Annotated in this window: 21 protein-coding genes; 9 read left to right on the plus strand and 12 right to left on the minus strand. The window is 72.3% G+C overall.

Annotation, left to right across the window (positions count from 1 at the left end; all coding sequences use genetic code 11):
• The first annotated feature begins 154 nt into the window (after positions 1–154).
• From SNA_RS35300 to SNA_RS35310, 3 genes are all read left to right on the plus strand, one after another.
• Positions 155–2,074: a hypothetical protein gene (locus SNA_RS35300; protein ID WP_051877361.1), complete on the plus strand. Its 1,920-nt coding sequence runs from the start codon at positions 155–157 to the stop codon at positions 2,072–2,074.
• Positions 2,064–3,338 carry a hypothetical protein gene (locus SNA_RS35305; protein WP_078970429.1) on the plus strand — a complete coding sequence of 425 codons (1,275 nt, stop codon included), beginning with the start codon at positions 2,064–2,066 and terminating at the stop codon, positions 3,336–3,338. The genes SNA_RS35300 and SNA_RS35305 overlap by 11 nt, the downstream gene beginning before the upstream one ends.
• Positions 3,339–3,673: 335 nt before the next feature.
• On the plus strand, positions 3,674–4,318 hold the full coding sequence (locus tag SNA_RS35310; protein WP_044368520.1) for a hypothetical protein: 645 nt from the start codon (positions 3,674–3,676) through the stop codon (positions 4,316–4,318).
• A 234-nt stretch (positions 4,319–4,552) separates the two neighbouring features.
• Here the strand turns inward: SNA_RS35310 and SNA_RS35315 are convergent, their stop codons facing one another.
• Together SNA_RS35315 and SNA_RS35320 are read right to left on the minus strand one after the other, a co-directional pair.
• Positions 4,553–5,428 carry an alpha/beta fold hydrolase gene (locus tag SNA_RS35315; protein WP_030067447.1) on the minus strand — a complete coding sequence of 292 codons (876 nt, stop codon included), beginning with the start codon at positions 5,426–5,428 and terminating at the stop codon, positions 4,553–4,555.
• 579 nt (positions 5,429–6,007) lie between these two features.
• Positions 6,008–6,700: an iron-dependent transcriptional repressor DtxR gene (locus SNA_RS35320; protein WP_030067448.1), complete on the minus strand. Its 693-nt coding sequence runs from the start codon at positions 6,698–6,700 to the stop codon at positions 6,008–6,010.
• 293 nt (positions 6,701–6,993) lie between these two features.
• On the opposite strand from SNA_RS35320, the gene SNA_RS35325 reads away from it, so the two are divergent.
• Complete coding sequence (locus SNA_RS35325; RefSeq protein ID WP_030067449.1) at positions 6,994–7,758, plus strand: SIS domain-containing protein; 765 nt, start codon at positions 6,994–6,996, stop codon at positions 7,756–7,758.
• 83 nt (positions 7,759–7,841) lie between these two features.
• Here the strand turns inward: SNA_RS35325 and SNA_RS35330 are convergent, their stop codons facing one another.
• Together SNA_RS35330 and pdxH are read right to left on the minus strand one after the other, a co-directional pair.
• Entirely contained in the window at positions 7,842–9,182 is a 1,341-nt protein-coding gene (locus tag SNA_RS35330; RefSeq protein WP_044368522.1) for a PAS domain-containing protein, read from the minus strand.
• Between the two features lie 538 nt (positions 9,183–9,720).
• A complete protein-coding gene (pdxH, locus tag SNA_RS35340; RefSeq protein ID WP_198535183.1) occupies positions 9,721–10,416 on the minus strand; it encodes a pyridoxamine 5'-phosphate oxidase in 696 nt (231 codons plus the stop codon).
• A gap of 470 nt (positions 10,417–10,886) precedes the next feature.
• Here pdxH and SNA_RS35345 point away from each other — a divergent pair, with 470 nt between their 5' ends.
• On the plus strand, positions 10,887–11,981 hold the full coding sequence (locus tag SNA_RS35345; RefSeq protein ID WP_030067453.1) for a citrate synthase 2: 1,095 nt from the start codon (positions 10,887–10,889) through the stop codon (positions 11,979–11,981).
• A 354-nt stretch (positions 11,982–12,335) separates the two neighbouring features.
• Here SNA_RS35345 and SNA_RS35350 read toward each other — a convergent pair whose 3' ends face one another.
• From SNA_RS35350 to SNA_RS35385, 8 genes are all read right to left on the minus strand, one after another.
• Entirely contained in the window at positions 12,336–12,959 is a 624-nt protein-coding gene (locus SNA_RS35350; RefSeq protein WP_030067454.1) for a TetR/AcrR family transcriptional regulator, read from the minus strand.
• A complete protein-coding gene (locus SNA_RS35355; protein ID WP_044368525.1) occupies positions 12,947–13,735 on the minus strand; it encodes an enoyl-CoA hydratase family protein in 789 nt (262 codons plus the stop codon). The genes SNA_RS35350 and SNA_RS35355 overlap by 13 nt, the downstream gene beginning before the upstream one ends.
• A 169-nt stretch (positions 13,736–13,904) precedes the next feature.
• The gene (locus SNA_RS35360; protein ID WP_044368527.1) at positions 13,905–15,068 is read right to left on the minus strand and encodes an acyl-CoA dehydrogenase family protein; all 1,164 of its coding nucleotides are present in this window, start codon (positions 15,066–15,068) and stop codon (positions 13,905–13,907) included.
• 43 nt (positions 15,069–15,111) lie between these two features.
• Positions 15,112–17,010, minus strand: a complete 1,899-nt coding sequence (locus tag SNA_RS35365) for an acetyl/propionyl/methylcrotonyl-CoA carboxylase subunit alpha (RefSeq protein ID WP_044368529.1) — start codon at positions 17,008–17,010, stop codon at positions 15,112–15,114.
• An 8-nt stretch (positions 17,011–17,018) separates the two neighbouring features.
• On the minus strand, positions 17,019–18,614 hold the full coding sequence (locus SNA_RS35370; RefSeq protein WP_044368531.1) for an acyl-CoA carboxylase subunit beta: 1,596 nt from the start codon (positions 18,612–18,614) through the stop codon (positions 17,019–17,021).
• Positions 18,611–20,407, minus strand: a complete 1,797-nt coding sequence (locus SNA_RS35375; RefSeq protein ID WP_044368533.1) for an acyclic terpene utilization AtuA family protein — start codon at positions 20,405–20,407, stop codon at positions 18,611–18,613. The genes SNA_RS35370 and SNA_RS35375 overlap by 4 nt, the downstream gene beginning before the upstream one ends.
• A complete protein-coding gene (locus tag SNA_RS35380; protein ID WP_030067463.1) occupies positions 20,404–21,213 on the minus strand; it encodes a TIGR03084 family metal-binding protein in 810 nt (269 codons plus the stop codon). The genes SNA_RS35375 and SNA_RS35380 overlap by 4 nt, the downstream gene beginning before the upstream one ends.
• A 196-nt stretch (positions 21,214–21,409) precedes the next feature.
• On the minus strand, positions 21,410–22,354 hold the full coding sequence (locus tag SNA_RS35385) for an EamA family transporter (RefSeq protein ID WP_420823546.1): 945 nt from the start codon (positions 22,352–22,354) through the stop codon (positions 21,410–21,412).
• A gap of 171 nt (positions 22,355–22,525) precedes the next feature.
• Here SNA_RS35385 and SNA_RS35390 point away from each other — a divergent pair, with 171 nt between their 5' ends.
• The 4 genes from SNA_RS35390 (at position 22,526) to SNA_RS35400 (ending at position 25,135) form a co-directional block, all read left to right on the plus strand.
• Positions 22,526–23,380 carry a LysR family transcriptional regulator gene (locus tag SNA_RS35390; RefSeq protein ID WP_030067465.1) on the plus strand — a complete coding sequence of 285 codons (855 nt, stop codon included), beginning with the start codon at positions 22,526–22,528 and terminating at the stop codon, positions 23,378–23,380.
• Positions 23,381–23,594: 214 nt separating this feature from the next.
• The gene (locus SNA_RS40850; RefSeq protein WP_078970431.1) at positions 23,595–23,804 is read left to right on the plus strand and encodes a hypothetical protein; all 210 of its coding nucleotides are present in this window, start codon (positions 23,595–23,597) and stop codon (positions 23,802–23,804) included.
• Positions 23,788–24,312, plus strand: a complete 525-nt coding sequence (locus SNA_RS35395; protein ID WP_030067466.1) for a DUF6879 family protein — start codon at positions 23,788–23,790, stop codon at positions 24,310–24,312. Before SNA_RS40850 ends, SNA_RS35395 begins: the two co-directional genes overlap by 17 nt.
• Positions 24,302–25,135: a helix-turn-helix domain-containing protein gene (locus SNA_RS35400; RefSeq protein ID WP_030067467.1), complete on the plus strand. Its 834-nt coding sequence runs from the start codon at positions 24,302–24,304 to the stop codon at positions 25,133–25,135. Before SNA_RS35395 ends, SNA_RS35400 begins: the two co-directional genes overlap by 11 nt.
• Positions 25,136–25,141: the final 6 nt, after the last annotated feature.

Genomic DNA, 25,141 nt, shown 5'->3' on the forward strand with positions numbered 1-25,141 from the left:
ATGTTGACCGGTGCAGGGTACCGGTCGCCCCCGTCACCGGTATTCCGGGTCCCGCACGGCCACGCGGCCTCGCCGGAGTTGTCCACAGGCTTCGGCGGGGGAATCGGCGAGGAGATAGCGTCATGGGAACGGATGAACGAGAGGGGGCGGAGCGGTGCGGCGCATCGGATGGGTGCTGGTGGCAGGGTGGCTGGCGGTGCTGTTCACCGCCGGGGTGGCACATGCGGCGCCCGCGGGCGGTGATACGCCGACCCGGACCGCCTATCTCGCCGAGCGGCTGCGGGAGAACCCGGTCTATGTGACCGACCAGCTGCCGCGTGCGGTGCCGCGCTCCACGGCCCCCGCATTCGCCGAAGAGGCCCGGCGCCTGGGCGTTCCCACGTATGTCATCGTCCTGCCGAGCGAGGCCGATATGGGCTCCGATGCGCTGCTCGCCGGGGTGCACGACCGGCTGGGCCGCAAGGGCCTCTATGTCTCGCTGGACGAATCGGGCCTGACGGATGTGCAGACCTACGGCGTGAGCGTGCCGGGCGCCCACGATGCCCGCTGGACGACGATGTACGAGTCGCCGTACGACGCGACCGCCCACGAGGAATTCCGGTATTTCGTCGATGTCCTCACATCCGGGCATGCAGCGCAGCGGGCCAAGGAAGCCGAGAAGGAATACGGCGGCGCCTACCCCGCGCACGAACCGGCGAACTGGCACACCACCCGGACGGACCGCGAGGACCAGAGCTTCGGGACGGGCGTGGTCGTCGCCGGGGTTCCGCTCCTCGCGCTCCTGGTCACGGTCTTTCTGCGGCGCCACCGCCACACCCGGCGGCTCACGGTCGCCGCGGCCGCCCTCGCCCTGTCCGGGGTTCTCGCCTTCACCGCCTCGCAGATTTTCGACGACACCAGCAGCGGCGACGGCTCGTATCCGACGGCCGCCGATATGCGGGCCCGTACCGACCGGGTGGCCGCCGGTCTGCGCCGCGACCCCCTCTACGTCGATCCGGAGAGCCCGCCGGTGCTGGACGCCGCCGCCCGGGCCCGGCTGCGCAAACGGCTCGCCGCGCTGCACCTTCCGGTGGTGATCGCCGCACTGCCCACCCCGATGGACGACGAATCCGGCGGCAGCGCCGACCTGCTGGCCAAGTCGCTGCACGACAAGCTGCACCGCAATGCCCTGATCGTGCTGGCCGATCCGGCGAACGACAGGATCGACACCTTCAATTACGGCGCCCGGATCGACAGCGAGTATCTCTTCGAGCGTCCGCACGACCTCTCCTATGCCGAGTCGTCCGCCCACCCCGCCACCGACCTCGGCTCCCGTCTGGACAAGCTGCTCGGCTATATCGCCAAGACCCCGCCGGCCAAACCGGGCAGCGAGGTCGCCCCCACCCCGGCGCCCGACCCGAAGCAGGAACAGACGCTGCCCGGTCTCTTCACCGGGGACTTCGAGCCCGGCCTGTTCATCGGCACCCTGCTCGCCGTGCTGCTGTTCGGGCTGGTGGCGGCGGTCGCCGCGCTCATCCGCCGCATACGGCGACGGGGCGGGCACCAGGTGGACGCCCCCGACCTGCCCTCGCGGTCGTGGCTGCGGCAGACGGCCACCAGGGAACTCGACGCCCTGGGAAAGGCCGTGGACCCGGCCGCCGCACCGTCCGCGAAACAGGAGCGCCGGGCGTGGGAGTGCCTGGACGCCGCCGTGATGCTGCTCGACGGCGACAGCGACGCCCGGATCGACGCCGACGCCTCCCCGGCCGACCTGGTCTGCGCGATTGTGCTGGCCCGCGCCGGACTCGCCGCCGTCCGGGACGCGTTGCCGACGCAGCACGTCTGCCATCGCAATCCCCTGCACGGCCCCGCCGGCAAGGTGCGGCCCTCGGGCCGCAAGGGGCGCGGGTCTCCGGTGTGCGAGGCGTGCCGGGCGGCCCCGGGGGCCGTGCTCCGGCTGCGGCCCACGGCCTCCTCCGGGTCCGGCTCCGCCGTCCCCTACCCGACCCTCCCCGGGCCGCTGGCTGCGCTGGGCGACGGCGCCGGAATCGATCAACTCACCCGCGAGATACGGGAGCACTACGGTGTCCACTGATCCCCGCCGCCCGGTGCGGAGCGCCCTGGGGCGCGCCCTTGCGATCGCCGTAGCGTCCCTGGCGCTGCTCGTCTGCGCCGCGGCTCCGGGCGCGGCCGCCGAGAGCCCCGGGCAGAAGATCGCCAACGCGCTGCGTACGTCATCCGTTTACGTCGATCCGTCCCTCGCCACGGCCGTCGACGTGGCCCAGCAGCGCAAGCTCGTCGCCCAGATCCGGCAGACCCGTCTGCCGATCCGGGTGGCCCTGGTGCCGCTGGTCGAGGGGGACAGCTGGAACGGCGAGCCGCAGCAGCTCGCCGAGGTGGTGCACGACCGGATTGGCGGCGGCCCGGCCATCCTGATCACGCTCGGGACGAACGGCGAAGGCATCGCCGCCGCCGAATGGCCGGACGGCGCCCACCAGGCGTGGAAGGCCGCGGCCGCGGTCTCTCTCCAGGACGATATGAAGGACGCCGGTCCGGCCCGGCGGATCGCCCGCGCCATCAAGATCATCAAGGCCGGGACGGGCGACGCGGAGTTCAAGAAGGTCACCGCCGATGTCAACGGCCCCGCCACACACACCGGCAGGCCCAAGCCGTCGGGTACGGGGTCGGGTTCGCCGTTGCCGCGGATGCTGGCCCTCGCCGTCGGGCCGCTGCTGCTGCTCGCCGCCGCGGGCCTGCTGTTGCGCCGCCGCGCCCGGCTGCGCGGCGGGCTCGCCACTCCCTTCGCGCTGCCGCGCGCGGTCTTCGCCGCCGCCCACAGCGCCGATGAGACCGGGCTCCGCGAGCGCGCGGGCGAGGAGGTCGTACGGCTCGGCGAGGAGGCCCGCGCCGCGCAGGGCGACCCGACGGCCATCGAGCGCGCCCTGGACGCCTATGCCGCGGCCGGCACGGTCCTGGACCGCGCCCGCGGAATCCCCGACCTGGCGGGCGTGTTCGCCCTGGTCGCCGAGGGTCACGCGGCCCTGTCCGGCACCCGTCCCGCACTCCCCCTGTGCTTCTTCCACCCCCTGCACGGCCCCGCCGCCCGCCGTGTCGCCTGGCGCCCTCTCGGCCGCCGCGAGCAGCTGCGGGTGGCCGCCTGCGAGACCTGCATACGGGCCATCCGCACCCACAGCGCACCGGAGGTCCTCCTCGACCGCCACGACGGCCGCCCCGTCCCGTACTTCGAGGTGCCCGCAGCGAACAGCCTCTGGGCGGCCACCGGTTACGGCTCCCTCCTGGGCGACGACTCGCTGGCGGCCCGGGTCCAGCGGGGGGATTTCACGCGGACGGTGACGTAGGGCGGGGGCCGCGGTGTGGCCGGGGTGCGCCTCGCAACGTCGTGGCCGTGGCGGCCGCTTGCCGCCCGGTTCCCCTTTCTCGAATTTTATTGCCCGAGCATTGCCCGGGGACCAATGCCGTTGAATTCATCCGCAATGGGGCGGGTGTATTGACGGTGCCCGGCAAGCGTTCAGGGCGAATTACCGCGAATCCGCTCCGAATGGCGTGGCGAGGTCCGCGACGCCGTTTCGACAAAGGCGAAAGGGTGCTCCTATGCTCCGCTCACAGCCGTTCGCCTGCGCACATGGCATCGCCAACTGTGGTGCGAGACGGGGGATCTGCGAGGAGAACAGTTTTGCTGCACACCAAGTCCGCCTGGCTGCGCGCGGACGCCCCCGTCGCCGTGCTGGCCCTGCCCCTGGCCCTGACGTTGACCGCCTGCGGCGGCAAGAAGGACGCCTCCGGCGCCAAGGCCGACGCGGCGAGGTCGGGCTCCGGGAAGACGGCGCAGAAGACTTCGGCGGACCGGGCGGTGAGCAGCGGGCTGAAGCCGGGGCAGAGCGGGACCCGGAAGTTCCGGGAAGGTTCCGGGAAACTGACCGTCACCTATGAGATTGCCGCCCAGAAGGTATATGTGGGCACCGAGGCCGACGCCCAGAAATTGGTCTCCGATCCCAAGGATGCCAAGGGCCTGGTCGCCGCGACCGCATTTGTGAAGTACACGAACAAGGGCGGCGGAGAGGTCACGGGTCTGCCGCATGTGGACAATCAGGCGGAGATCTACGCGGACGGCCGCCGGGGCGGTCTGCTCATCGGTGCCGCCGAGAGCCTTCCCGGCTGTGAGGACCCGGTCGACATCGACAGCTGGAAGACCGGCCAGAGCCATGTCATCTGCCAGACCTTCATGATCCCCAAGGGCGCGAAGTCCATGGAGGTCCACTGGGCGGCGGACGACGCCGACGAGGACCCGCTCATCTGGAAGTTCGCCCAGCAGGGCTGACAGACGCCGGAACCCGGCCCGCCCGGATGCCCACGGAACGTGGGCATCCGGGAAGCCGGTGCACTCCGGAAACCGGAGGGGCACGGAGCTGACGGGGGTTCAGCTCCGCGCCCCACCGCGCGCCGCAGCGTCCCGCCGAGCCGCGTCGCCGCCGGGCCGTACCGCCGGGCCGCACGCCTCAACCGGGCGTCGTGGCCGCACACCTCAGCCCGGGGCGGGCCGCGCCCGCGCGCCTCAGCCCGGCGTCGTGGCCGTACGCAGGAACGGATCGATGGCGTGGTACCAGGCGTCGGGCGCCTCCCAGGGCAGCAGATGGCCCGCGTCGGGAATTTCGGCGTACTCGCCGCGGGGCAGCACGCGGACCATCTCCTGGGCCTCGGCGCGGCCCAGTTCGGCGTCCAGGCCGCGTACGACCAGCGCCGGGCACTGCACCTGGGCCAGCTCTTCCCAGTGCGCGTCATAGACCCAGGTCTCGCGCGCCCGCAGCATCTGACGGCGCGAGAAGACCGGCCGCCAGCCGTCGGCCCGCTCGGCCATCACCTCGGCGAAGAACTCGCCCCGGACCGGCCGGGGGCGCTCCAGCGTCGGATCGTCCTCGCCGAACCATTTGCGGACGTCGGCGAGCGTCGCGAACGGCACCGGCCAGGAACGGAACCATTCGGTCCATTCGCGCTGCGAGGCCGCGCCCAGCGCCGAGGCCCGCATATCGCAGATGACCAGCGCGCTCACCAGATCCGGCCGCCGGGCCGCGACCTGCCATGCCGTCAGGGCGCCCATGGCGTGCCCGATCAGGGCGGCCGGGGCGAGACCGAGCTGCTCGATGGCCGCGATGGCGTCATCGACGTATGCCTCGCGGTCGTACGGCCCGTCCGCGGGCTTCTCGCTGCGGCCGTGGCCGCGCTGGTCGAGCCCGACCGGGCGGTGCCGCGCGCTGAGCCGCCGTGCGGTGTCCGCCCAGTGCGAAGCGCGCCCCATCAGACCGTGGAGCATCAGCACGCCCGGACCGCGACCGGCCGCGCCCGTCCCGCCGCCGCTCTTGGGCGGATCGGTGAATTCCCAGGCCGCGAGCCGCGCCCCGCCGGCCCCTGTCACATCGATGCGCCGCACCATGTGCCCCGCCACCCCCAATCGTCCATGGCCAGCCCCACGCCCCTCACCACACTATCGAACCTCTATTCGAACGCACCGTCCTCGGCCACAACACCCCTCGTTCGAGTGACCTCGCGCAAGGATTGACCGGGTCCGGCAGGGGGAGACATGTGCCGGGAGGCGGGCCCTACCGGGAAGGGGGCCCGTGGGGAAAGACCCTGGGAGCTCGGGGCTCCGGGTCTTGGCGGGGGGACATGGGGAGGCAGGGCCCCGGCTGCTCGCAGCACCGGGGCCCTGACCGTGTCGGTGCACGGCCGGCCACGGCACAGCCAGCGGACGGATCACAGCCCCCTCCCCACCCCGGAGAGCCGACACCCCACAAGTGAGGCCCGCGTACCTGAGCACCGCGCCTCGTGCCGACATATGCCACCGCGTCAGCGCCAGGGTGGCACGACACCGCCGGAATCGCACGGGTTCCCACAAGTTCGTTCAATGAGAAATCACTGAGCGAGCCCGCCGGCAGCGCATCGGCGCAGCTCAGCGGGCTCGCGGGAAATCAGCGGAAAAGCAGCGGAAAAGAAAGGGATGCCGGCGACGACCTCAGCGCTTCGCGACGAACACATGCGAGGCGATCTCGGAATGCAGTTCGGCGGCCTCGCCGCTGCTGCCGACCAGCACCCCGCCCGCCGACTCCGTCACGCTCACCACGGCGCCCGGCTGCACACCGGCCCGCCGCAGGGTGTACATCAGCTGGGCGTCGGCCTGGATCGGCTCGCCGATGCGGCGCACCACGACCGTCTTGCCGTCGGCCCCCGGATCCAGATCCATCAGGCTCACCATGCCGGCGTCCAGGAACGGGTCGGCCTCGGACTTCTCGCCCAGCTCCTCCAGGCCCGGGATGGGGTTGCCGTACGGCGATTCCGTCGGGTGCCGCAGCAGCTCCACGACGCGGCGCTCGACCGCCTCGCTCATCACGTGCTCCCAGCGGCAGGCCTCGGCGTGCACCTGCTCCCACTCCAGCCCGATGACGTCGACGAGCAGACATTCGGCGAGGCGGTGCTTGCGCATCACCCGGGTCGCCAGCCGCCGGCCCTCTTCCGTCAGCTCCAGATGACGGTCGCCCGCGACCGTCAGCAGGCCGTCTCGCTCCATGCGCGCCACGGTCTGGCTGACCGTGGGGCCGCTCTGTTCGAGCCGCTCCGCGATGCGGGCGCGCATGGGGACCACACCTTCCTCTTCCAGTTCGAGGATGGTGCGGAGATACATCTCCGTGGTGTCGATCAGTCCGGACATGCGTGCCCCTCATGTGTCGTGCGGTGGCCCTGGACTCAATTCTGACGCATCCCACCGACAACGGGGCCCCGTCGTCCGTACACCGGACTCCCTACACCGGACTCGACGCACCGGACTCGATGCGCCGGACGCGACGCACCGGGTGCGCTCCGTGTTGACAGCGTGCCGGTCCGGACCCCACCGTGATCCGCGCCACGACTGTCGCGCCCGGCGTACCAGCCGAACGAGCCGCCGCGGAGCGTGCCGTGTGCGGCTGCGCAAGGATCCGGGGCGATCGAGAGGGGACCGCGGCAATGGCCGACACCGACCGGAGTGACCACCTGGCCGGGGAGTACTTCGATGCGGCGATTGCGCTGCTGCGGCGGGTGCAGGAGGACAGCGGCGGCGCGATCACCGCGGCGGGGCGGCTGATCGCCGACACCGTCGAGGCGGGCGGGCGGGTGTTCTCCTTCGGCGCCGGCCACTCCTCGCTGCCCGCCCAGGACACCGTCTACCGGGCGGGCGGCCTGGCGGTGATGAATCTGCTGTGCGTCCCCGGGGTCATCGGTGTGGACGTACGGCCCGCCACGCTCGGCAGCGCCCTGGAGCGGGTGGACGGGCTCGCCGCGGCCGTCCTGGACACCAGCCCGCTGGAGGCCGGCGACGTCCTGGTGATCGTCTCGCTGTCCGGGCGCAATGCGCTGCCGGTGGAGATGGCGTTGAGCGCACGGGAGCGCGGCATCAGGGTCATCGGCGTGACCTCGGTGGCGTACGCGGCGGAGACGACGTCCCGGCATGTCTCGGGCGGCTTCCTCAAAGACCACTGCGACCTCGTCCTGGACAGCGCGATCACGGTCGGCGACGCGGAGTTGACCACGCCGGGCATCGGCGCGCCGTTCGCCCCGGCCTCCACGGTCGTCACCAGCGCGATCATGCAGGCCGTGGTGGCCACCGCCGCGGGGGCGCTGGCCGAACGGGGCCTCGAACCGCCGCTACTACGATCAGGAAACGTCGACGGCGGGCACGAGTGGAACGCCCGGGTGATCGCCGCGTACGCGGACCGCATCTTCTGGGCGTGACGCCGTCTTCCGGGCGTGACGCTGTCTTCCGGGAATGACGCCCGCCGGTACGGCCCGGTGCGCCCCCGGTGGGCCGCGGCCCCTCAGCCGCCCGTCGCCCCCGCCAGGTCCAGTGCCGCGGCGATCCGGGCCGCGACCTCCTCGGCGTAGTCCGCGTCCGCGCGGTCGAACGGGCGGCGCGAGGGCGCCCGCAGGAAGGTGGCGACGCCCAGCGTGCGGCCGCGGCTGCGCAGCACCACGCACAGCCCGTGCACCGTGCCGTCCGGCCATTTACGGGCGGCCGCCCAGCCGTCGGCCGCGTCCGGGCCCGCGCTGGCGCGCACCGAACCGCGCCGCTCGTACGCCTGGGCCGCCGGATGGCCCGCCGGATACGCCATCGGGATACCGGTCGCCGCGAACGCCTCGGCCGGCCCCGGCGCCCCGGCCGGAGAGGCCAGCGCCCGCACCAGCCGCGGCGCCCGCGCGGCCCCGGGCGCGGCCGTCAGATCACCGCGGTCGCCGTCGTCCGCGGCCTCGTCCAGCGCTCCGCACGGGGCCGGCGCGGGGGCCGGGGCGAGGTCGACCAGGCCGTGATCGGCGAAGCCGGCCAGCGCGAAGTCCAGGTGGACGGCGGCGGCCTCGCAGGGGTCCGGGCACTCGGCGGCCGCCCGGCCGGCACGGTGCAGCTGATGGGCGCGGAAGCGCAGCAGGGAACCGTCCTGTTCGGCCCGCTTGGCGTCCGTCACGTCCTGGAAGAGCCAGGCGACGCCGAGCGGTACCGGCTCCTCGGCCAGCGGCGAGGCCAGCCGGACGAAGCCGCTGCGCCAGCACCGGCGCGGCGCTTCGGCCTCCTCGGAGCGCAGCGTCACCCACAGCTCGGCGGCCGCCGGCGGCGCGCCCTCGGCGAGGACGTGCTGGAGCGCGCCCTCCACCTCCTCCACGCCCTGCGTCAGCAGATCGCCCAGCGGGCACCCCAGCAGCGCCGTACGGCCCACCCCCAGGGCGCGGGCGGCGGGCGCGTTCAGCAGGGCGAGCCGCAGATCGGCGTCCACCAGGACCACGCCCCACGATCCGTCGTCGAAGAGCGCCTCGCTGAGCGCGATGGACCGCTCCAGGTCGAGCTGGGCGTGCACCTCGCTGAAGGCGCAGTAGACCCCGTGCACCCGGCCTCCGGGGCCGCGGACGGCCGAGACCTGGGTGCGGACGAGGACCCGGTGGCCGTCCTTGGTCAGCAGCGCGAATTCCTGTACCTGGCGGCCCGGGGAGCGCCGCGCGGCGGCGAGCACCGTACGGATCTCCTCGGCGTCCTCGCTGCGGGCGGCCCAGCCCGCGAGGCCACTGCGGCCGACGGCCTCGGCCGCGGTCCAGCCCAGGATGCGCTCGGCCTCGCGGTTCCAGTGGGTGACCGTGCCGTCGGCCCCGAAGGCGGCGAGGGCGGCGTCCATGCCGTCCAGGAGGGCGGCGAGCAGCGCGGAGTCGTCGGCGAGGCCGGTGGCAGCGGGTGCCCGGCCGTCCGTATCGGGGGCGGGGCGGCCGGACGGGGACGAGGACGCGGACGAGGCGGAAGAAGCCGACGAAGCCGACGAAGCAGTCACTGGCACCCCTTAAGAACGCCGCCAAGATCACCGTCGCACGTGCTGCACCTGGCTTTATTCAACTGGAACGTGACTCAGCACACACCCGATTCGCGGAAATCGTTGCGCTGGGAAATTCGGTTGTCCGGGACCGGGCGGCTGCCTAACGTGTGGAGCACACGAGAAGGGAGGTGGTTCCGGAAATGATCAAGAACCGGACGCGTGAGGTGACTGCGGGCTAGCGGCCCGTCGTTTCACCGAAGTGCAGCGCCGGACCCGCGCATGCTGCAGATGCGCAGCCGGCCCAAATCCCAGCAGTCACCCGGCCCGCGGGCTGCCGGTTCGTCCGACCGGCCCTTTGCGCCACCGAGCGCGAAGGAACCAGCCCGTGGGCCGTCTGCGTGCCGCCTCAGGGCGCCAGCCGCTCCACCCGCCAGCCCTCGCCGGGCTCGGCGGACGCGTAGCGCAGCCGGTCGTGCAGCCGGTTGAGCCGCCCCTGCCAGAACTCCACTTCCTCGGCCACGACGCGGTAGCCGCCCCAGTGCGGCGGCGCCGGGACCTGCTCGCCCTCCGGGTAGCGGTCGGCCAACTCCTCGTAGGCGCGCTCCAGTTCGTCGCGCGAGCCGATGACCGCGGACTGGTCGCTGGCCCAGGCGCCCAGTTGGGAGCCGTGCGGGCGGGTACGGAAGTAGGCGGCGGTCTCGTCCCGGCCGATGCGTTCGGCGGTGCCGTTGACGATGACCTGGCGGGCGAGCGGATGCCAGGGGAAGAGCAGCGAGACGCGGGGGTTTTCGGCCAGTTCGCGGCCCTTGCGGCTGGTGTAGTTGGTGTAGAAGACGAAACCGCGGCCGGTGAACGCCTTCAGGAGCACGGTCCTTGAGCTCGGGCGCCCGTCGGGGCCCACCGTCGAGACGACCATCGCATTCGGCTCGTGCAGGCCGGCCGCCACCGCTTCCTTGAACCAGCGCGCGAACTGCTCGTAGGGATCGGCCGCGAGATCGGCCTCGGCGAGTCCCTCGGCGCGGTAGTGCGCGCGCATGGGTGACGGATCGGGGGTCTCGTAATAGGGCGCGTCGGCAGGGTGCACGGGCTCATCTTGCAGCATCGGGTCCGCCCGGGGCAGCCGGGAGGGGCGGAAGTCTGCCCGCCGTCGACCGGACGTAACCCTCTCGTCAGCGAATCGACCGGTGTGCCGGATGTCACCCGCCGCGCAGGTGACGAACCCCCCAAAATCGCGGGCCCGCCCACTGTGGCCTGTGAACATCGCGAGCTATCGTGTCCGGCCTGAAGGGACGCACGCCCATGCACCGTGCGCCCTGACGAGGCCCAGCACCACGCACCACACCGAAGCATCACACCGACGCACCACAACGCACCGTGTCAGAGCGCGGCTCGACCCTCCGCGCACGGCACCGTCGCGTGACCCATGCCCTGGCGGGGCATCACCAGGGCGACCGGTGCGGACCGCGAGCTGCCCGCGCAGCCGTGGAACCGCAACGGCGCCCGCACCAGAGTCGACTGCACGGCATCCGGTCCCCGGCCGAATGCCGTCCCCATTCATCGAGGAGCCGCCTGATGTCCGACTTCGTACCCGGACTTGAGGGAGTCGTAGCGTTCGAGACGGAGATCGCAGAACCGGACAAGGAAGGCGGTGCGCTGCGCTATCGCGGCGTCGACATCGAGGACCTGGTGGGTCATGTGTCCTTCGGGAACGTGTGGGGCCTGCTGGTCGACGGGGCGTTCAATCCCGGTCTGCCGCCGGCCGAGCCGTTCCCGATTCCCGTGCACTCGGGTGACATCCGCGTCGATGTGCAGTCCGCGCTGGCCATGCTCGCGCCCGTATGGGGCCTGAAACCGCTGCTGGACATCGACGAGGCGGAGGCCCGCGACAACCTCGCCCGCGCCGCCGTGATGGCGCTTTCGTACGTCGCCCAGTCGGCGCGCGGACAGGGCCTGCCGATGGTGCCGCAGAAGGAGATCGACAAGGCCGAGACCGTCGTGGAGCGCTTCATGAAGCGCTGGCGCGGCGAGCCCGACCCCAAGCACGTCAAGGCCGTCGACGCCTACTGGACCTCGGCCGCCGAGCACGGCATGAACGCCTCCACCTTCACCGCCCGCGTCATCGCGTCCACCGGTGCAGATGTGGCGGCCGCGCTCTCCGGGGCGGTCGGGGCGATGTCCGGACCGCTGCACGGCGGTGCGCCGTCCCGCGTCCTGGGCATGATCGAGGAGATCGAGCGCACCGGTGACGCCACCGCCTACGTCAAGCGGGCCCTGGACCGCGGCGAGCGGCTGATGGGCTTCGGCCACCGCGTCTACCGCGCCGAGGACCCGCGCGCCCGCGTGCTGCGGCGCACCGCCAAGGAGCTGGGCGCCCCGCGCTACGAGGTCGCCGAGGCGCTGGAGAAGGCCGCCCTGGAGGAGCTGCACAACCGCCGCCCCGACCGTGTGCTGGCCACCAACGTCGAGTTCTGGGCCGCCATCACGCTGGACTTCGCCGAGGTGCCGGCGCACATGTTCACGTCGATGTTCACGTGCGCCCGTACGGCCGGGTGGAGCGCGCACATCCTGGAACAGAAGCGGACGGGCCGACTGGTCCGGCCGTCGGCCCGGTACGTGGGCCCTGCGGGCCGCAGCCCCCGCGAGATCGAGGGCTTCGAGGGGCTCTGAGGGTTTGAGGGTTTCTCCCCACGTTGTCCTCTGCGGCGCCGTAGGGGTTGCGGTGCCCGCCTTCGGCGGGCGGGGGTTGGGTCGGCCGCCGCGGTCGACTGTCCGTTGCCATGGGTGCGGCGTCAGGCTTCCAGGACTTCGTCCCTACAGCCTGCCGCCTCCCCGCCGTCGTCGACCTCCGGCCAGGGGGAGGAAGGTACAGACGACGGCCGCCGGGTCAGCGTCCACCGCAACCCGCCAGGTACCCCCACCCCGGGGTGGCCGCCAAACCGGGGTGGGAGGGGCCGGGCTGGAGCGACGAAGTCGTGGAAGACCGGCCCCGCACCCACCAGACACAGCGGGCGACGGAAGCCTCTACGGGTTCAAGACGGAGTCGATGATCCGCGCCCACTGCTCAACGACCCGGTCCCGCCGCGCCGAGTCATCCGTGAGCAGGTTGGCCAGGCCCAGCCCGCGGGCCATGTCGAGCAGCCCCTGCACGGTCTCCCGGATGCCCGGTACCGACTCGTCGGCCTCCAGGAGGGCCACCGCCGTACGGTGGGCCTCCCGGCCGACCCGGGCCTCCAGGGCCGTGACCCGCCGGCGTAGCTGCTCCTCGTCGGAGGCCGCGACCCACAGGTGCAGCGCGGCCCGGAACAGCGGCCCCGTGTAGAGGCCCACCAGTTCCTCGACGATGATCCAGGTGCGGGCGATCGACCCGGCCGGCGGCAGATTGTGCGCCACCGCCTTCAGCGCGCCCTGGCGCTTTTCCGCGACGTGCTCGACGGCCGCGGTGAACAGGTCCTCGCGGGTACGGAAATGGTGCTGGGCCGCGCCGCGCGAAACGCCCGCGCGTTCGGCCACCACCGAGACCGTACTGCCGCTCCAGCCGCGCTCCGCCAGGCAGGAGACGGCCGCCTCCAGGAGCCTGAGCCGGGTGGCCCGGCTGCGCTCCTGCTGGGGCGTCCTGCCGCCGCGGGCCGGGGTCAGCGCGTCCATGCCGGGGCCCGTCGCTCCAGGAAGGCGGTCATGCCCTCGCGCGCCTCGGCGGAGCCGAACAGCCGCGCCGACTGCTCGGCGAGCGCCTGCGTATCGCGGTCGAAGGCGCGCAGCACCTCCGCCGTCACCAGCTTCTTCGATGCGGCCAGGCCCTGCGGAGAGCCTTTGCGCAGTCCCTCCAGTACGGGCCCGAGCCCGGCGTCCACGTCCTTCGACGCCAGCGTCACCAGCCCGATCCGGGCCGCCTCCGCCGGGCCGAACGTCTCCCCGGTGAGGTAGTAGCGGGCGGCCGCCCGCGCATCGAGCCGGGGCAGCAGCGGCATCGAGATGACGGCGGGCGCGAGGCCGAGCCGCGCCTCGGTGAAGGCGAACGTGGCCTTGGGCCCGGCCACCGCGATATCGCAGGCGCCGAGCAGCCCCAGGCCCCCGGCCCGGACGTGCCCGGTGACCCGCGCGACCACCGGCAGCGGCAGCTCCACCAGGGCGCGCAGCAGCCGTGCGAGCCCCAGCGGCCCGTCCGTCGCCGCTCCCGAGGTCGCCTCGGACAGGTCCGCCCCGGCGCAGAAGGTGGTGCCCGTATGTGCCAGCACCACGGCTCGCACGGCGTCGTCGGCCGCGGCCTCGGCGAGCGCCTGGTGGAGTTCGGCGACCAGCCGGGCGGAGAGCGCGTTGCGGTGGTGCGGCGAGTCGAGGGTGAGGGTGGCGATGCCACGCTCGTGGGTGCGTACGACGAGCGGTGCGGCGGGCGGGACGTCGGTGGACGGGACGTCGGTCATCGGGGCTCCAACTCCTTTCCCTGGCGCGCGGTTCGCGCCGCAGATTCTTGCCGGTGGTGGTCGGCAACGTACGCGATGGCCGCCGCTTCGCTCGGCGCGGCCCCTCGCGAGGCGGCCGCCGGTGTGGCGGGCGGCCGCGCGGACGGTGTGCAGGGCTCGGGCCGACGCCTCAGTACGACTTCGGCAGGCCCAGCGACTGGTGCGAGACGAAGTTGAGGATCATCTCGCGGCTGACGGGGGCGATACGGGCCACGCGGGCGGCCGTGATCATGGAGGCGAGGCCGTATTCGTGGGTGAGGCCGTTGCCGCCGAGGGTGTGGACGGCCTGGTCGACGGCGTGCACGGCGGCCTCGGCGGCGGCGTATTTGGCCATGTTGGCGGCCTCGCCCGCGCCCATGTCGTCGCCGGCGTCGTAGAGGTGGGCGGCCTTCTGCATCATCAGCCGGGCCAGTTCGAGCTCGATATGGGCCTGGGCGAGGGGGTGGGCGAGGGCCTGGTGGGCGCCGATGGGGTCCTTCCAGACCTGGCGGGTGCGGGCGTAGTCGACGGCCCGGTCCAGCGCGTAACGGCCCATGCCGAGGGCGAACGCGGCGGTCATGATGCGCTCGGGGTTGAGGCCGGCGAAGAGCTGGAGGAGGCCGGCGTCCTCGTCGCCGACCAGGGCGTCGGCCGGCAGCCGTACCTCGTCCAGGGTCAGCTCGAACTGCTTCTCCGGGGCGGCCAGTTCCATACGGATCGGGCTGCGCGAGAAGCCCGGTGTGTCCCGGGGCACCATGAAGAGGCAGGGCTTGAGGCGTCCGGTCCGGGCGTCCTCCGTACGGCCGACGATCAGCGTGGCCTCGGCGATGTCGACGCCGGAGACGAACACCTTGCGGCCGTTGAGGACCCAGACCGTGCCCTCGCGCCGGGCGGTGGTGGTGATGCGGTGGGAGTTGGATCCGGCGTCGGGTTCGGTGATGCCGAAGGCCATCTTGCGGGAGCCGTCGGCCAGGCCCGGCAGCCAGGTGCGTTTTTGGCCCTCGGTGCCGAAGCGGGCGATGACCGTGCCGCAGATGGCGGGCGAGACGACCAGCATCAGCAGCGGGCAGCCGGCCGCGCCCAACTCCTCCAGTACGAGGGAGAGTTCGGCGATGCCGCCGCCCCCGCCGCCGTATTCCTCGGGGAGGTTGACGCCGAGGTAGCCGAGTTTGGCGGCCTCGGTCCACAGGTCGTCGGTGTGCCGGCCCTCGTCGACGACGGTGGCGAAGTAGTCGCGGCCGTAGCGGCGGCCCAGGGCTGCCACTGCCTCGCGCAGCGCGCGGTGTTCCTCGGTCTCGATCACAGGGTTGCGCACAGTGGCTCCTTCTGTGGGAGGGGTCCGGGCAGACACCCGGAATTCAGGCCGTGACGACGGCCAGCAGCGCGCCCACCTCGACCTGTCGGCCGGGGTGGACGGGCAGGGAGGTGAGGGTTCCGGCGGCGGGCGCGGTGATCTGGTGTTCCATCTTCATCGCCTCCAGCCAGAGGAGGGGCTGCCCCGGCTCGACCCGGGCGCCCTCGGCAAGCCCGTCGGCGATCCGGACCACCGTGCCGGGCATGGGCGCCAGCAGGGAGCCCGGTTCGGTGCGGGCCGCCGGGTCGGGGAAGCGGGGCAGGGCGGTCAGGGCGCAGGAGCCCTGCGGGGTGTCGACGTGGACCTGGTCGCCGTAGCGGGCGAGGGTGAACGCGCGCCGCAGCCCGTCCACTTCGAGGACGACGCGGTCGGGGCCCGCGGCGAGCAGGCGGACGCCGGGGAAGTCCTCGGCGTGCAGGCCGTCGCGCGTCAGGCGGTAGCGGATCTCGTACGGGGTGCCGGCGTGCTCGTACGTCTTGCGCTGGGGGCCCGAGGGGACGTTGCGGAAGCCGCCGAAGCGGGAGCGGCCCTGCGCCTCGGCGAGGGCCGCGGCCAGGGCGGCCGTCCGGACCGCCGAGGGGGCGGCGGGCGGGGTCAGTGCGGCGAGGTTGCGGTCGTAGAAGCCGGTGTCCAGTCCGGTGGCCGCCGCGAACTCCGGGTGGCGCAGGGAGCGGACGAGCAGTTCGCGGTTGGTGACGGGGCCGTGCAGGCGGGTGTGCTCCAGGGCGCCCGCCAGTTTGCGGATCGCCTCGTCGCGGGTCGGCGCCCAGGCGATGACCTTGGCCAGCATGGGGTCGTAGTGGACGGTGACGGGGTCGCCGTCGGTGACGCCGGAGTCGAGGCGTACGCCGTCGGGCACCGACAGCCGGTGGATCACACCGGTCTGCGGGCGCCAGCCGGCGGCCGGGTCCTCGGCGTAGAGGCGGGCTTCCACGGCATGGCCCAAGGGGGCGGGCGGTGCGGGGTCCAGGGCCCGGCCCTCGGCGATGCGTATCTGGAGGGCGACCAGGTCGAGGCGGTGAACGGCCTCGGTGACCGGGTGTTCGACCTGGAGGCGGGTGTTCATCTCCAGGAAGTACGCCCGGCCGTCGCGGGTCACCAGGAACTCTACGGTGCCCGCGCCCCGGTAGTCGATGGCGCGGGCCGCCCGCGCGGCGGCCGTGTGCAGGCTCTCGCGCAGCGCATCGGTCAGCCCGGGGGCGGGGGCCTCCTCGATGACCTTCTGGTGGCGTCGCTGGAGGGAGCAGTCGCGGGTGCCGAGCGTCCAGACCGTGCCGTGGGCGTCGGCGAGGATCTGCACCTCGACATGGCGTCCGCCGACGACATAGGGCTCGACGAAGACCTCGCCGTCGCCGAACGCCGCGGCCGCCTCCGCCTCGGCGGCCTTCAACTCGCCGGGCAGGTCGGTCAGTTCGGTGACGAGGCGCATACCGCGCCCGCCGCCGCCCGCCGCCGCCTTCACCAGCAGCGGCAGATCGGCCTCGGTGGCGGTGACCGGATCGACGGGTGCCGGCAGCGGCACCCCGGCCGCCCCCATCAGCTCCTTGGCCCGCGTCTTGGACGCCATGGCCTCGATGGCGGCGGGCGGCGGCCCGATCCAGACCAGGCCCGCCCCGGCGACGGCGGCGGCGAAGGAGGCGTTCTCGGACAGGAAGCCATAGCCGGGGTGGACGGCGTCCGCGCCCGCCGCCCGCGCGGCCGCCACCAGCGCCTCGCCGCGCAGATAGGTCTCGGCCGGGGTGTTCCCGGGAAGGCGTACGGCGGTGTCGGCCTCGCGGACGTGGGGCGCGCCGGCGTCCGCGTCCGAGTACACCGCGACGGTGGAGATGCCCAGCTCACGGCAGGTGCGGATGATCCGGCGGGCGATTTCGCCGCGGTTGGCGACGAGCAGGGTCGAAAGCACGTGATCCCTCACATCCGAAAGACGCCGAAGCCGCCCCGCGCGCCCTCGACCGGCGCGGTGTGCACGGCGGACAGACACAGGCCGAGGACGGTGCGGGTGTCGCGCGGGTCGATGACGCCGTCGTCGTAGAGCCGCCCGGACAGGAACATCGGCAGCGATTCGGACTCGATCTGCTGCTCCACCATGGCGCGCAGGGCGGCGTCCGCGTCCTCGTCGTACGGCTGTCCCTTGGCGGCGGACTGCCGGGCGACGATCGAGAGGACGCCGGCGAGCTGCTGGGGGCCCATCACGGCGGACTTGGCGCTCGGCCAGGCGAACAGGAACCGGGGATCGTAGGCCCGGCCGCACATGCCGTAGTGCCCGGCGCCGTACGAGGCCCCCATCAGGACGGACAGATGCGGGACGGTGGAATTCGACACCGCATTGATCATCATCGCGCCGTGTTTGATGATGCCGCCCTGCTCGTACTCCTTGCCGACCATGTAGCCGGTGGTGTTGTGGAGGAAGAGCAGCGGAATATCGCGCTGGTTCGCCAACTGGATGAATTGCGCGGCCTTTTGGGATTCGGCGCTGAAGAGTACGCCCTGCGCATTGGCGAGGATGCCGACCGGATAGCCGTGCAGCTCGGCCCAGCCGGTGACCAGGCTCGGCCCGTAGAGCGGTTTGAATTCGTCGAAGTCGGAGCCGTCCACGATCCGGGCGATGACCTCGCGGGGGTCGAACGGCGCCCTGAGGTCGCCGGGGACGATGCCCAGCAGTTCCTCGTCGTCGTGTGCGGGCGGCGCGGCGGGGCCCGGATCGGCGTGCGCCTTACGCCAGTTGAGGCGGGCGACGACCCGCCGGGCCTGCCGCAGCGCATCCGGTTCGTCGAGGGCGAAGTAGTCCGCGAGCCCGGAGGTACGGGCGTGCATATCGGCGCCGCCCAGCGATTCGTCGTCGCTTTCCTCGCCGGTCGCCATCTTCACCAGCGGCGGCCCGCCGAGAAACACCTTGGCCCGCTCCTTGACCATGATGACGTGGTCGGACATTCCGGGGACGTAGGCGCCGCCCGCCGTCGAATTGCCGAAGACCACGGCCACCGTCGGAATGCCCGCCGCCGACAGCCGGGTGAGGTCCTTGAACAGCGCCCCGCCCGGAATGAAGATCTCTTTCTGGCTGGGCAGATCGGCGCCGCCGGATTCCACGAGCGAGACCACCGGCAGCCGGTTGGCATACGCGATCTCGTTCGCCCGGAGGGCCTTCTTCAGCGTCCAGGGGTTGCTGGCCCCGCCCCGTACCGTCGGGTCATTGGCCGTGATCAGGCACTCCACGCCCTCGATCACCCCGATGCCGGTGACGAGGGAGGCCCCGACCGCGTAATCGCTGCCCCAGGCGGCGAGCGGCGAGAGTTCGAGGAAGGGGCTGTCAGGGTCCAGGAGGAGTTCGATGCGCTCGCGGGCGAGGAGTTTGCCGCGTTCACGGTGCCGGGCGACGTACTTCTCACCGCCGCCCGCGACCGCCTCGGCGTGTGCCGCCTCGACCTCCGCGAGCTTGCCGAGCATCGCTTCACGGCGCTCCGCGTACGCGGCGTCCGTCGGATCGAGGGCAGTGGTCAGCACGGTCAAAGCAAAACCTCCGGTATCTCCAGGTGCCGCGAACGCAGCCACTCCCCCAGCGCCTTCGCCTGCGGATCGAACCGCGCCTGCGCCGCGACGCCCTCGCCGAGCAGACCCTCGATGACGAAGTTCAGGGCGCGCAGGCCGGGCAGGACATGGCGGTCGATGGGCAGGTCGGCGCATTCGGGGAGGAGTTCGCGCAGTCTGCCGACGGTCAGCGTGTGGGCCAGCCAGCGCCAGGCCGTCTCCGTACGGACCCACACGCCGAGGTTCGCCGAACCGCCCTTGTCGCCGCTGCGGGCACCGGCGATCCGGCCGAGGGGTGCGCGGCGGGTCGCGCCCGCCGGGAGCGGCGCGGGCAGCTCCGGGTCCGGGATCCGCTCCAACTCCCTTGTCCGGATGGCGTGCCGGACGGTGATCCGAGTCGTCCCGTCCGGCAGTACGGCCGTGTGCGGCACCTCGTCCGCGTCCACCGCCACCGCCTCGAAGACGCCGTACGGGGCGCCCTTCCCGGGTGGGGCGGTGACATGGAAGCCGGGGTAACTGCCCAGCGCCAGCTCGACCGCCGCGCCGCTGACGGCCCGCCCCACCGCGTCCTGGTCGGCGTCGCGCACCACCAGCCGCAGCAGCGCGCTCGCCTCCTCCTGGACGTCGGCGTCCTCCCGGTCCGTACGGGCCAGCGTCCAGCGCACCTCGGCGGGGCGGCGGCCGGTGGCGTCCAGGGCCGCCTCCATCTGCGCCCGGACCAGCGCGGCCTTGGCCGGCACAGCCAGCCCGGTCAGCACGAAGGTGACCTCGTTGCGCCAGCCGCCGAGCCGGGTCAGCCCCACCTTGAGCGTCGGCGGCGGGGCCTCTCCGCGGACGCCGTCGATCCTGACCCGGTCCGGCCCGTCCTGGCTGAGCCGTACGGTATCGAGGCGGGCCGTCACGTCCGGGCCGGGGTAGCGCGCACCGGCCGTCTCGTACAGCAGCTGCGCGGTGACCGTGCCGGTGGTGACCGCGCCGCCGGTGCCGGGGTGTTTGGTGATGACGGCGGTGCCGTCCTCGGCGATCTCGGCGAGGGGGAAACCGGGGTGGAGCGGGGCGGGGGTGTGGTCGCCCCCGGGGGTGCCGTCGAAGGTCCCGTCGCGGCCGGCGCTGCGGGCGCCGTCGTCGGCCCAGGCCTCGTCCCCGGCCTCGTTCTCCGTGAAGAAGGCGTAGTTGCCGCCGGTGGCCTGGGTGCCGCACTCCAGGACGTGCCCGGCGACCACCGCGCCCGCCAGCCGGTCCCAGTCGTCGCCGCGCCAGCCGAAATGCGCCGCCGCGGCCCCGCTGACCAGCGCCGCGTCCGTGACCCGTCCGGTCACCACGACATCGGCCCCGCCGCGCAGACACTCCGCGATCCCTCCGCCGCCCAGATAGGCATGGGCGGTCAGCACGCCCTCGCCCCACTGCCGCCGCCGGATGAGATCGTCCCCCTCGACATGCGCCACCCGCACGCGCACCCCGACCTTCGCCGCCAACTCCCTTACGGCCTCGGCCAGTCCTGCCGGATTCAGCCCACCGGCATTGGCGACGATCCGCACCCCGCGCTCGGCGGCCAGCCCCAGCCCTTCCTCCAGCTGCCGCAGAAAGGTCCGGGCATAGCCGCGGGTGGGGTCCTTCAGGCGCTCCCGGCCGAGGATCAGCATGGTCAGTTCGGCGAGATAGTCGCCGGTCAGGACGTCGAGGGGGCCGCCGGTGAGCATCTCGCGCAGGGCGTCGAAGCGGTCCCCGTAGAACCCGGAGGCGTTGCCGATGCGCAGCGGTGCGGCGCCGGTCATGCCGCGCCGCCCCGGGACCGGGGCGCGCGCCCCTTGCCCGGCGGCCCGGCGAAAGCCTGCGCGATGCCCAGCCACCGCTCCGCGTCCGGCCCTTCGGCGCGCAGCCCCGGCAGATCGGCGCGAGCGGCCCGCTGGGTCACCAGCAGACAGAACTCCAGCGCGTCACCGGTCACCCGCTGCGCCGCGTCCGCAGGTCCGTACGCCCAGACACCCCGCCCTCCCGGGGCCCGCAGCTCCACCCGGAACTCCTCGTCGGGCGGGGCGAGTTGATGGACGGAGTAGGCGAAGTTCCTGGTGCGGACGCCGATCCGGGCGATATGCCGCAGCCGGCCGGTGGGGATCCGCGCCACCCCGAGCGCATCGGCGACGTCCTGGCCGTGCGCCCAGGTCTCCATCAGGCGCGCGGACGCCATCGACGCCACGCTCATCGGCGGCCCGTACCAGGGCAGTTTCTCGCCCGCCGGCCACCGCTCCAGCGCCCGCCACAGCGCCTCGCGCCCGGTGCGCCAGTCGGCGAGCAGCTCGGCGGGCGGCGCCTTCGCCCCGGCCTCGGCCCCCTCGTCGACGAAGGTCAGCGGTGCGGCGAGGGCCTCCGGCACGGCCTCCCGGGTGAAGCGTTCCGGGTCGGAGGCGGCGAGCAGCGCCTTGCGGTCGGTCCAGGCCAGATGCGCGATCTGATGGGCCAGGGTCCAGCCTTCGGCCGGTGTCGGGACCGCCCACCGCTCGGCCGGGAGCTTGGCGACCAGGGCGTCCAGCTCCTCGCTCTCGTCCCTGAGGTCCGCCAGTACGGCGCCGGGATCGGACACGCGACACTCCCCTCGGGCGCCGACTGCCATGGGGGACGGCAGGGCGCGTTGGCCTCCGCGTACGAGTACGCGGAGGCGATGCGATACGGGTGCTGGTGCTGGTGCGCTCCGAGAGTGGCAGCGGGGGCAGAAACAATCAAGCATGCCTGCATGATTTTCTGCCCGGGGCGGAGGCCGGGGCCATCGCCCCTACCGCCTACCTCTTCGCCCCCGCGCTGCGCACCGCCCCCACGCTCGCCACCACGACCAGCCCGATGGCCAGCACCTCGGCCCAGCCCAGCGCCTGGTGCAGGACGAGGAATCCGGCGGTGGCCGCCACGGCCGGCTCCAGGCTCATCATGATCGCGAAGCCGGAGGCCGGCAGCTTGCGCAGGGCTAGCAGTTCCAAGGTGTACGGCAGCACGGACGACATCAGCGCGACGGCCGCGCCGAGCCCCACGGTGACCGGGTCGATCAGCGCCGCCCCGGCACTGACGATGCCGAACGGCAGGCTGAGCACCGCCGCGACCGTCATGGCCAGCGCCAGCCCGTCCGCCTGCGGGAAGCGCTGCCCCGTACGGGCCGAGAGCAGGATGTACGCGGCCCACAGCCCGCCGGCCGCCAGCGCGCACCCCGCGCCGACCAGGTTGAGCCCGTCGAGCCCCTCGCGTCCCAGCAGCCCCACGCCGACCAGTGCCAGCGCCGCCCATACGAGACTCAACAGCCGCCGCGAAGTGGCGACGGAAAGGATCAGCGGCCCCAGGAACTCCAAGGTCACCGCCGCGCCCAGCGGAATCCGGTCGATGGCCTGATAGAAGAGCGAATTCATCCCGACCAGGGCCACCCCGAAGGCCAGCACCGTCCCCCAGTCGCCCCGCGTATATCCCCTGCCGCGCAGCTTCGGCCGGCAGACGATCAGCAGCACCAGAGAGGCGACGACCAGCCGCAGCGTGACGACCCCGAGCGCACCGGCCCGCGGGAACAGCATCACCGCGACCGACGAGCCGAACTGCAACGAGACGATGCCGCCGATCACCAGCGCCACCGACGCGAGCCGCCCGCGCGCGCCCGCCGCCCCGGGGGCCCCGGCCGCGGCCTCGGCCGTCAGCACCTCCGGCGACGGCGGCACGGGCTGCGGAATCCCGTCGCCGCCCAGGGGCATGGCGTCGGCGGAAGCGGCTGAGGTGACGGAGGTGGCGGGTGCGGCCGGGCTACCGGATTCGGCCGATATACGGCCGTCGGGGCCGGTGGGCGATGCGTTCACCCCACCACGCTAAGGCCCGCCCTTCCGGTCCGTGAAATGCCGTTTCCCCCGTTGTTATGCTCCGCACGCATGAGCATCGAGCTCCGCCACTTCCGCTGTTTTCTCGCCATCGCCGACACGCTCAACATCACCCGCGCCGCCGCACGCCTCCACCTCACCCAGCCCGCCGTCTCCCGAACGCTCCGCCAGCTGGAACAGGAACTGGGCGTCCGCCTCGTCGACCGCTCCACCCACCACCTCGCGCTCACCCCCGACGGCATCGCCTTCCGCGACCGCGCGGCCCTCGCCGTCACCGCCTTCGACCGCGCGCTCGCCCACCCTCACGACACCAGCCGGCCGCTCCGCCTGGGCCACGCCTGGTCGGCCGCCGGTGCGAAGACCCCCGCGCTGCTGCGCCGCTGGCACGAGGCGTACCCGGAGACGCCCCTGGAACTCCTCCGCATCGACGACCGCACGGCGGGCCTGACCCGCGGCGATGTGGACGCAGCCCTGCTCCGCGGTGAGGTCCGCATTCCCGGTCTGCGCACCGAGCAGCTCACCACCGAACCCCGCGTCGCCGGCCTCCCCGCCGACGACCCCCTGGCCCACCGCCGCACCCTCACGCTCACCGACCTGGCCGACCGCACCCTCGCCCTGAACACGGTCTCCGGCACCACCACCCTCGACCTCTGGCCCCCCGGGGCCCGCCCCGCCGCCACCCTCCCCATCGGCAACACCGACGACTGGATCGCCACCATCACCGCAGGCCGCGCGGTCGGCGTCACCACCTCCGCCACCCCCGGCATGCACCCCCACCCCGCCCTGGCCTACGTCCCCCTCACCGACGCCCCACCCGTCCCCGTGCTCCTCGCCTGGCGCGAGGGCCCGGGGCATCCGCGGATCCCGGAGTTGGTGCGGCTGGCGCGGGAGGTCCTGGGGTCTTGAGGTACAGCAGCACGCACCCTCGGTTAACGCACATGCCGCCCACCTCTTCCTCCGGCGTGCAGGCCAAAGCTCGATCCCGCGACCCCCGCCGGGAGGACGAAGATCATCTACCCGACAACGCGAATATCGGCGATGTCCCATGGACCAGGCAAGTGCCGTCGCCCTACGGTCCTCCCGGCGGCAGGGGTCGGCCCTACGCCGAAGGAGGGGGCACATGGCGCGACAAGAACTCATCCGCCTTACCGGCAACGTCGGCGGACCTAACTGCGACGATGATGACTGCCCGAACGTCTACCGGGCCGAGAGCGGTTCATTCATTATTCAGGGATACGTGTGCGACGCCTTCTCGCCGCCCAGCGGTGAGGGCCTGGTGGAGATTCCTGAGCACGTCCTGAGGGAGGCATTCGGTGCTCTTGGATGGTGAGAGCTGGCGTACGTTCTTCGACTCCTTCGAGCGGGAGGCATGGCGGTTCGAGGCGCAGCCCACCTACACCATGCTCAAGGAGCAGGCCAACGTAGCCCGTTTTCTCCGGGGCGAAGACAAACCCACCGACCACAACGCACGCTGGCATGAGCGAGTAGCCGAGTATGTCGGGTCTGGCCGGAGCGTCGGACGGGTCCGCATCGTGCGCCGGCCGCTCACCGACTACCAGCGGTACCAATTTTCCTGGGGGATACCCGGAAATATCGCGGCCGGAGAGGACATCCGCGTCTTGGACGTCACGGAGTACGATTACGGCTTGCCGCTCTCCGGTCAGGACTGGTGGATGTTCGACGAAACCCGCATCGCTCACCTGAACTTCCGGCCCGACGGTACGCAGATCAACCGCGAGGCGTACGAGGGTGACCCCGCCCCTTATCGGGAGTGGAAACGAATTGCCCTGGAAAATGCCGTGCCCTTCAAGGAGTACGTGAAGCTCCTTGACGCTTGATCCGCGGCAGATGGGCCAGTCGAAAGCCGACCTGGCAGAAACCCTCCGCGCGCTGCGCAAGCGAGCCAGTCGTACGCAAGTCTGGCTCGCTCGGCGTTGCAACATGTCGCAAACCAAGCTCAGCAACGTGGAAACGGGCCGGGTCACCCCGAGCTTGGTGGACGTCGAGCTGATCCTCAAGGTCCTTGACGCTCCACCGGAACTCGTTGCTGAGGTCACGGCCCTCGCACGGCTCGCCCATACGGAATGGCAAGGCAAACGGGCGTCATGGCGACGTGGTTTGGAAAAGAGGCAAGCCGAGCTAGCAAGCCTCGAAGCGGAAGCCACGACGCTCCGTTACTTCCTGCCCGCGATGGTGACCGCCCTGCTGGCGACGCCCGAATACATCAGGGCCAGCCTTGGCCACTCACCGGTGGACATCTCCAAGACGGTGGCACGGAAGCTGGAACGGCAAGCGGTCCTCTATGACATCACGAAGCGGTTCACGTTCTTGCTGACGGAACAGGCCGTCCGTTGGACTGTGCTTCCCCATGCGGCAATGGCAGTGCAGATTGACCGGCTGATTTCGATCTCCCACCTCCCCAACGTACGTATCGGCATCATGCCGTTGGGAGAAGTGACCGGACGCGGCCCCATGAACACCTTCACGGTTTATGACCAGCGACTGGCAACCGTGGAGACTTTCACCGGGCGCATCGTCTTCCAAGATCCCAGGGATATCGCGGAACATCTTGAGGTCTTCGGCCTGTATGAAGGTCATGCGCTGTTCGGCGAAGAGGCCAGGGAACGCCTCGGAGAATGGGCCACTGCCTGCCATTCGTGATCGTCT

The sequence above is a fragment of the Streptomyces natalensis ATCC 27448 genome (assembly GCF_000935125.1).
Taxonomy (GTDB): Bacteria; Actinomycetota; Actinomycetes; order Streptomycetales; family Streptomycetaceae; genus Streptomyces; species Streptomyces natalensis.